Source organism: Endozoicomonas sp. ALE010, assembly GCF_049310165.1.
Taxonomy (GTDB): Bacteria; Pseudomonadota; Gammaproteobacteria; order Pseudomonadales; family Endozoicomonadaceae; genus Endozoicomonas.
This window is the reverse complement of record NZ_JBLYNV010000180.1, coordinates 1-1,627: the sequence shown is the minus strand read 5'-3', so window position 1 is coordinate 1,627 and position 1,627 is coordinate 1. Positions and strand designations below refer to the sequence as shown.

The 1,627-nt window shown below is 42.4% G+C and carries 1 protein-coding gene; it reads left to right on the top strand.

All coding sequences use genetic code 11. From position 1 onward, the window contains the following. The first annotated feature begins 272 nt into the window (after positions 1 to 272). Positions 273 to 1,481 (top strand): transposase, encoded by a 1,209-nt coding sequence (locus ACO6UY_RS24620; RefSeq protein ID WP_422469066.1) that lies wholly within the window; start codon positions 273 to 275, stop codon positions 1,479 to 1,481. The last annotated feature ends 146 nt before the right edge of the window (positions 1,482 to 1,627 follow it).

The following is a 1,627-nucleotide window of genomic DNA, read 5'->3' as shown; positions in this document are numbered from 1 at the left end:
CAGTAATTCCCGATGAATCCTGAAGCACTACAGCCACGAGAGATACAGAAGAGGTAAAAAAATCATGCCCGCACAATTCTTCGACTAAAATTGCATATTACTCAATCATTGTCGTCGAGTCAGTCATGGGTACGGCTATTCAGAAAAATGTCAGGCAATTCAGTGCTTCTTACTTGATAAAAAAGGTATCAGAATGCTTCGACAGCATTCCAGATCATCGTCCAAATAAATGCGTGATACCCTTTCCTAACTTTCTGAAATCTGCTTTTGCGATGATGCATCAAAAGTTCGATTCACTATTAGGGTTTGATGAAGAGCGGCTTGATGAAATCTGCTGTCATAATCTTGAAAAGCTCTATCACGTAAAAGATGGCAAAGTTCCCTCCGATACCAGAATGAGAGAGGTTGTTGACCCGGTTAATCCACTCGGGTTGAAGACGCCGTTTAAAGAATTGTTTTCTGTCGTTCAGCGCAATGGTGCTCTGCAAGCTTATGCATTCGAATGTGGCAAGTTGAAAGATCTTTATCTGCTTCCTATTGATGGTACGGGTCTCTTTTATTCGGGAACCTGCCGCTGTGATGACTGCTGCATTAAAAACGAGGGCAAAAAAAGTGAAACCTTTTACCACAATATTATGGGGGGCTGTATTGTCCACCCTTCCAGAAAAACCGTCATTCCTTTAGCGCCGGAAGCAATTTGCCGACAGGATGGTTCCACAAAAAATGATTGTGAAAAAGCGGCAATAAGACGTTTTCTGGCGCAGACAAAACATGACCATCCACGCCTGAAACTGGTGATTCTTCTGGATGGTCTATATGCGGACAACCCTACCATTGCTCTGATCAGAGAGCATGGCTGGCACTATATTATCGTGGCCAAAGATGGTAACCATGTGTCGCTTATTGAGGCCATGAATGCCCTTTATGACGAAGGCCAGGTTCATCACCACAAAATCGTTGATGAGAAAAATAACACGACTCATAAATTCCGCTACGCCAATAACGTCCCCCTCAATCTTCAGGATGAAACAGAGCGGGTTAATGTTCTGGATTACATTGAAATCGACAAAAAAGGGATCCAGCATGTCTGGTGCTGGGTAACTGATCTTGAATTAACCGATGATACCGTTGAATCCGTGATGCGAGGAGGCCGTTGTAGATGGCGCATTGAAAATGAAACGTTTAATACCCTGAAAAATCAAGGCTATCAACTTGAACACAATTACGGTCATGGCGAAAAACATCTGGCTACGAATTTCGCCTACCTTACTTTTCTCGCATTCCTGGTTGATCAGATTCAGGAATTTTCTTGTCCAAAATTTCAGCAGGCTTTAAATAAACCAAAGAAGCCTACACGAAAGCGATTATGGAGGAAAATCACCAGCTTCTTTCTCACGTTAATGATTGATAGCTGGGACAGTTTGTTTAAAGCCATTGCCCATGGTGCTAAAGCACAAAAGATAGCTTTTGACACATCATGATTTGGCAAGATAGCCAGAATTTTTCAGGGTGATGATAGTTATTTTTCTTAGCAGCGAAAGTTGAGGGTTCTCTTGTGTTTTCAGAAATTATGAGTATGTCAGTTTTCTGGTTGTGGCAGCTGACGTGTATTCATCGGGAGTAGCTG